5 protein-coding genes and 1 tRNA gene are annotated in these 6,640 nt (G+C 36.4%); 1 reads left to right on the top strand and 5 read right to left on the bottom strand.

Annotated elements, in window-relative coordinates:
- The 5 genes from CXF89_RS17625 to CXF89_RS17605 all read right to left on the bottom strand — a co-directional run.
- A partial coding sequence (locus tag CXF89_RS17625) for a sugar transferase (RefSeq protein WP_180961422.1) occupies positions 1 to 621 on the bottom strand: 621 nt, incomplete at its 3' end.
- Between the two features lie 10 nt (positions 622 to 631).
- Positions 632 to 1,615 (bottom strand): Wzz/FepE/Etk N-terminal domain-containing protein, encoded by a 984-nt coding sequence (locus CXF89_RS17620; protein ID WP_231612764.1) that lies wholly within the window; start codon positions 1,613 to 1,615, stop codon positions 632 to 634.
- Between the two features lie 90 nt (positions 1,616 to 1,705).
- Positions 1,706 to 4,360, bottom strand: a complete 2,655-nt coding sequence (locus CXF89_RS17615) for an SLBB domain-containing protein (protein WP_121955333.1) — start codon at positions 4,358 to 4,360, stop codon at positions 1,706 to 1,708.
- A gap of 122 nt (positions 4,361 to 4,482) precedes the next feature.
- Complete coding sequence (locus CXF89_RS17610; protein ID WP_007582317.1) at positions 4,483 to 5,265, bottom strand: DUF481 domain-containing protein; 783 nt, start codon at positions 5,263 to 5,265, stop codon at positions 4,483 to 4,485.
- Between the two features lie 185 nt (positions 5,266 to 5,450).
- Positions 5,451 to 6,269, bottom strand: a complete 819-nt coding sequence (locus CXF89_RS17605; protein ID WP_007582322.1) for a mechanosensitive ion channel family protein — start codon at positions 6,267 to 6,269, stop codon at positions 5,451 to 5,453.
- A 283-nt stretch (positions 6,270 to 6,552) separates the two neighbouring features.
- Here CXF89_RS17605 and CXF89_RS17600 point away from each other — a divergent pair.
- A tRNA-His gene (locus CXF89_RS17600) sits at positions 6,553 to 6,628 on the top strand.
- Positions 6,629 to 6,640 lie beyond the last annotated feature (12 nt).

Below are 6,640 nucleotides of genomic sequence, written 5' to 3'. Positions count from 1 at the left end.
TGTTTTTCTGATGAACCTTCCAATTTTAGTTATTCTATTATCATTCTTTTTAGCCCATTGAGCCCCGCTTGCTTCTGCATCAGAGTACATCGAGCGAAATTTTATTACTTTGAACTCTTCGTTGTATTGACCTGTTCTTTTTTGTTTATAAACAACAGGTCCTTTGCTTTCTATTTTTATTAAGATAGCTGTTATTAAAATTATAGGTAGGGTAATAATCAGTAAAAAAATTGCACTGATTATATCAATTACTCTTTTAGCTATTTGTGTTCTTTTCGTAGATAAAATAGTAAATGCTTTTTGATGCAAAAAATAACTGCTTTGAAGTAATTGAACTTCGGTAAAGCCCATTCTTCTATCTAAATAACTAACTAAAGGCTCAACCCAGGCACCTAATTCGGTTGCTTTAACAAGGTAATCTTTTTCCCACTTTTCAAAGCTAGCACTTTCAAAATGACAAATAACTTTTAGACTAAAATTTTTAACAGAATAATCATTTAATATTGCTTCAAAGCCATATTTATTAATAATGCTTTTGATTTCGCCCTCTCTATATTGAGGACAATAAACATAAATGCGCTGCTGTTTTAAAACTTGTTTATTGGATTTGAATCTTTTCACGAAAAATTACCTATGAATTTGAACTTCTCTTTTCAGAGCCTTTGACTAAATACCTAAGAGAAACAATAAACACTCCAATTATTCCACCTAATAAAGCACCTAAGATACATATAAGAGCACGACTAGGCTCGGCTTTTTTTTCAGGAACTATGGCAGCATCGACTGTTTTAAATACATATTCGTCTCTAACATTAGCGAACATTATAGTTTTTGCCTGCTCTTCGATAAGTCTGTACAAAACTGATTTCATATCTGAGATGTTAGTTTCTTTTAACTGCTCAACTAAAAATGCAGTACTTTTTTCAGCCTCAGATACATCACGTACCTTCATGACTTTATTGATGTCTTCAACCAGCCAGTCTGCCCATTGTTTAGCTATATAAGGGGATATATGCTTTACTGATAATATAAGCATTCCAGTCACTTCATTTTCACTAATATTTACTATATCTTTAAATATTTCATGAGCTTCTAATGGAGAAGGTCTTGCCTTGAAAGGTAAGCTTACCTCTCGAATCCAAGTGTCTGTGTCATGATCATAAATATCAGAATCATAAGTAATTTTATTACTCGCTAAGTTCCATGATTTAGCAGCCATCAGATCTGCTAATATATTATGGTTTTGAATAAATTCAGCACTAAACTGCCTAGATTTAAGAATTTCAATAGCTAGTAACTTACTATTAGAGCCAGCGTTATCTCCTAACTTAACGCCTGGTAAGCTAGCTATACCGCCTAGTTGGCCAACAATTGAAGATAAGCCACCACCACTATCTTGCTCTGCAGAAGTTAATAAAACCTCCGACTTGTAAATATTAGGTAGGCTTAAGGAGTACACAACTGAAAAAGTGGTAAATATTATAGAAATAAAAATAATTTTAAATTTCTCTTTCCACAATGTTATGAATAACTCCCTCAAGTCAATCTCATCATCAAGTGATGCTTTTGTCTCTACCAAAGTGCTTTGCTCATCTAAAGCCATTTTGTTACGCATTTAAATCTCTTTATAAATACTTTTATCTTACTCATACACAATGTCCTTATAAAACAATCTGTATTAACTTTTTAGTTAAAATTAGTACAACTAAAGACTACCAATCGCTGCGACTGCTACGCCTAGCTGGTAAAGTATCTGCGTTGCAGTACTCCAAAGCGTTAGCTTATCCATATGACCTGTATCCATTGGTATTACTATTGTGTCGCCTGGTTCTAATTGGTCTGTATTATTTGCTGCAAACCACCCACCCTTATTAGGAATTGTAACCGAGCCATTTGCTTTTATGATGTAAATTCGGTCTTCGTCAGCTCGCTCTTTTAAGCCACCGCTGAGCTCAAGGTAGTCATTTACATTTACCCCTGCTTTAAATAAATGTGTTGTTGCGTAATTAACTTCGCCTACTACGCTAATTGAGTCGCGCTTGCTTGGGACATAAAGTGCATCGCCATCTTGCAGTACTAAGTTTTGGTGGTTTTTAACAATTAATGGTAGATCGATAACTAAACGCCCTACTGCTTCTGCACTGGCGAGATCGCTAAGTAGCTTATTCATTTCGTCGTATGAAAGTGCATTACTACCTACAGAATCCTGAAAACTTTTTGCAGCTACATCACGGCGCAGCTCGTTAGCTAAACGTGCTAATTGCTTTTGCTCTTGTTGTTTTACTGACTGGCGAATAAACACTGCAGCCTTTTGCTCAGCAAAGTTGCTAAAACCACCTGCACGCTCTAATAAGTTACTCAAAGTTTCGCCTCGGCGAATGGTATAAGTACCTGGGAACTTAAACTCTCCCTTTAAGGTTACTTTTACGTTTTCTTGCCAATTTGGAATTGTAAATACATTCAGGCTGTCTTTACTTTGTAGTTTAATACGGTTTTTTGTATTACCGCTCATTGCTTGGGCAAAGTTTATTTTTAAATGTTCAACCTTTGAAGAATCACCATCAATCATGCGAGTAATTTCGGCTTGTTTGGTATAAGCCGATTCAAGTAGGCCGCCCGCGGCGGTCACAAGGTCTGCCACATCCCCACCAATGGTTAGTGGGTAAACACCTGGGTAAGTAACACTACCATTAACTTCTACTAGCTGGATGGCTTGTTCAGTAGAAGCTTGGCGTTTAAGTTTTTCAATTATAGGTGTTAGTATGTTGTGACGACTAAAAAATGTATAACGTTTAAGATCTAGCTTATTAATTTTACCTTCGGTTATCTGTTCAATGGAGTTGCCTTGGCCGCTTTTGAGCTTGGAGTTATTCACTACACCAACGTATTTTTCAAATTCTTTTTGCTCAAACTTATGCCACTGTTCTGCTTTTTGTTGCTGCTCTTGCTGATCCTGGCTAAGAGCCATATTTGCTAATGCAGAAAGCTCGGCTTCTTTTTCTTCAAAACGGCTAAATACAACAATTTTGTCATTGCTTTGAAGCTGTAAGTCATTCTCTGAATTTTTGATAATAGCTTGGGCTACATCGAACTGATGAGCTTCTATGTCACCATTTATATTGATTTCACGAATTACGAGTCCGTAGCTTAAATCTGCTTGTGGTAGTAAGTCACCACGCACTGATTTAAGTACATCTGAAATATGTTTACCTTGGTGCCATTGATAATTACCAGGACGCGCAACTGCACCGATTAAGCTTATTGAATTTTGATATTGAGAACTAACTGAATTGAAGCGAATACTGTCGCCATCTTGTGGAATATAATTAATTTGAGATTTTGAAAAGTCTACTGACAATACTTCTTTACGATCGAAGTTGAAGCGTTCTACAATTACGCTTTTGGCGTATGCCTTTGGTTTAAGACCTCCTGCCATAGCTAACAATTGCTTAGCTGACTCACCTTTTTTAAGTTCAAATATAGCAGGGCGTTTAACCGCACCTTCAACTCTTACTTGAGCGCCAACTGATGGTATAAATACAGCATCACCAGGCTTTAGTACTATATCGTTGCTACTATCGCCATTAATAAGTAAGTCGTAAAGGTCAAAATTTGCAACTACCTTACCAGCTCGTTTAACCTGTATGTTACGAAGAGAAGCAATGTCTGACACACCACCGCTTACGAATAGTGCGTGCGAAACAGTTGTTAATGAAGACACGCTATAACTACCCGGCTTGTAAGCCTCTCCTAGCACTAAAATACGCATGCTACGAAGTTGACCAAGCGATACAAAAGCTTTTACGCCTATAACCTCTTGTTCTACTTTTACTTTTATTAGTTCTTTAATTTCAGCGAATGTTAAACCCGCGACCTCTACCGGGCTTAGATCTGGAATACTAATACGCCCTTCACGATCAACTAGGACTTCAAAACTTTCGCTTTCTTTCCCATATAAGTTGATTTTAAGCTGATCGCCAGGCCCTACTATATAGGTGTCAGCCACGGCGGCATTTTCGCTTGGCATAAATGTGGTGGGTTCACCTGCAAATAACTCATAACCATATGGTTTTAGTTCGTCTGCTTTTGGTTTGAAGCGCTCTTCATCTGTTAGCTTTTCTTTTCCTGGCTCTGCGCGCTCGCCAATACTATTTTGTTGCTCTGTATTATTTTGATTATTAGATTGGTTTGTACCGGTGATCGTTGATATATCAACACCATACTGTTTTGCGAGAGCTTCTTGTTGAGCTTTGGGCAGCTTTTTAAATTGCTCAATTTGAGATGCTGTTGGCGTAAAAGCCAAAGTACTAAAACTACAAAGTAGAATAAAAGCACTAATAAATTGTGTAAAAACTTTCACGAGTAGGTATATCCCTAGGTCTACAACCAAAATTGGTGGCTATAATACATTAATTTTGAGCAAATAAAAAAGGGACTTTCGTCCCTTTTGTCACTTTAGTGTCATTAACTTAGTTACATTGGTTAAAAACTGTAAACCAGAGTAAATGATGTTTCTGTGTCAGTGCTTTCTTTGTCGTCAGCAACATCTGAGTTGTTAGTGACATTAAAAGCGACTTTCATTTGTAATGAGCCGTTTATTTTTGCAAGCAATGCAGTTTCTGAACGAGTTTTAGTGTTTGTATCACCATACTCTACAGCAACTAATTGAGTAAAACGTGCACTCTCAGAAATTTGCCAGTTGTAATCTAATTTACCTAAGGCAATTACTTCGCCTTCAAACTCGCCAGCAAGAGAGTTACCGTTATCATCTATTTCAGTGCTGTCATCTGGGTATTCAAAATATTTATAACCAGGACCAACTTCGGCACTTAACCACATTGTTTTTTCGTTTAATAAACGTAGACCGTAACCTGCAGAAATTACTGACTCACTTCTATATGCTCCAAAATAATCTGAAACGTGTGAACCATAAATGAATAGATGAGAATGATCTTCATTTAATTTGTAATTACCTTGCGCTGAAATCGAGTACTTTTCATTTGTGCGCTGCTTATTTTTGTCGCCATTCGCATCTTCAACTTCATCTTCTTTGTAGATACCATCTAGCTTGTATTCGTTGTTCCAGTGTTCAAGGTTGTGCTGTACTTTAATACCACCTTTGAGTGTGGTCGTTTCTGTATTACCACTTGTGATAATAGCACCAAGTTCACTGGTAACTTCCCACGTTTTTTGATCTGCGTCTGCAGCGAATGCATTTGTTGCAGCAGATGCTGCAACTAAAACTGATAAAAGCTTTAATTTCATTAAAAAATAACCTTTGTATAAATGTATATCTATTTTATTAAAGCATTACTTGTTAGAGCAAGCTAAACAGCTAAGTAATAATGTAAAAAATTTCATGCAGCAAATACTGCATGAAATTTTATGTCTAATAGCCGTTTTATCACTAAAACAATTAAAGATAACTTTAATTAAATAACTATTTAAAATTAGTCTTGCTTGTGTAAATGAACATCCATTTGTGGAAATGGGATTGCAATATTTGCATCATCTAATGCAATTTTAATATTTTCCATTAATGACCAGTAAGTAGGCCAGTAATCAGCAGCGTTAACCCAAGGGCGAACAACAAAGTTTACGCTAGAATCACCTAGCTCAGATACAGCTACTGTATAAGCTGGGTCTTTAAGTATGCGTGTTTCTGCATCTAATACAGATTTTAATACTTCTTTTGCTTGACGTAAATCAGCATCGTAACTAACACCAATAACTAAATCGATACGGCGAGTAGACTCACGCGAGAAGTTAGTAATAGCGCCTGACATTATTTGAGAGTTTGGTACGATGATTACTTTATTATCTGGAGTACGAAGTTCAGTTGAGAATATTTCGATTTTCTTAACAGTACCCATTTTATTACCTGCTTCAACAAAGTCACCAGACTTGAATGGGCGAAGTAAAATAATAAGTACGCCTGATGCGAAGTTAGATAATGAACCTTGTAATGCTAAGCCAACAGCTAAGCCTGCAGCACCTAAAATAGCAATGAACGAAGTTGTTTCAATACCAATTTGCGAAAGTGCCATTAAAATAGTAACAGCAAATACAAGTGTGTACACAATGCTTGAAACAAACGACCCTACAGCTTTATCTACTTTCTTTTTAGCAAAACCTTTTTCAGTTAAGTTAGAACAAAACTTAGCGATACGACTACCAAGTAAAAAGATAACAAGCGCAACAACAGCTTGTATACCGTAGTGTAAGATTAGGCCTGAGTTATCGTTAAGCCAATTAAGTACTGAATCCATATTTACTCCAAATGTTTTTATTAAGCGTTTTCCGAGCATTATTATACATTAATTTACAATTTATTCTCATAGAATAATGAATTAATACTATTAAAGTCGCCTATATTCGATTTTTCGCGAAGGTTATGCGACAAATATGTTACCTGATCCCCGTAAATATTAGCTGTCCAACACTGATTAAATTTGTTTATTTAAATTATTTTAATTTATTTCACTTTTAGACTTCACAACATTTATTATTTTATGTATTATGCGCGCCACACCAAACAAGGTGTGTGTAGTGGCGGTTGTAGCTCAGTTGGTAGAGCCCCGGATTGTGATTCCGGTTGTCGCGGGTTCAAGCCCCGTCAATCGCCCCACTTTTTCTCCTA

Source organism: Pseudoalteromonas sp. MelDa3 (assembly GCF_002863625.1).
Lineage (GTDB): Bacteria > Pseudomonadota > Gammaproteobacteria > Enterobacterales > Alteromonadaceae > Pseudoalteromonas > Pseudoalteromonas arctica.
Note: the sequence above shows the minus strand (reverse complement) of the source record. Positions and strands in the feature narration are given on the sequence as shown.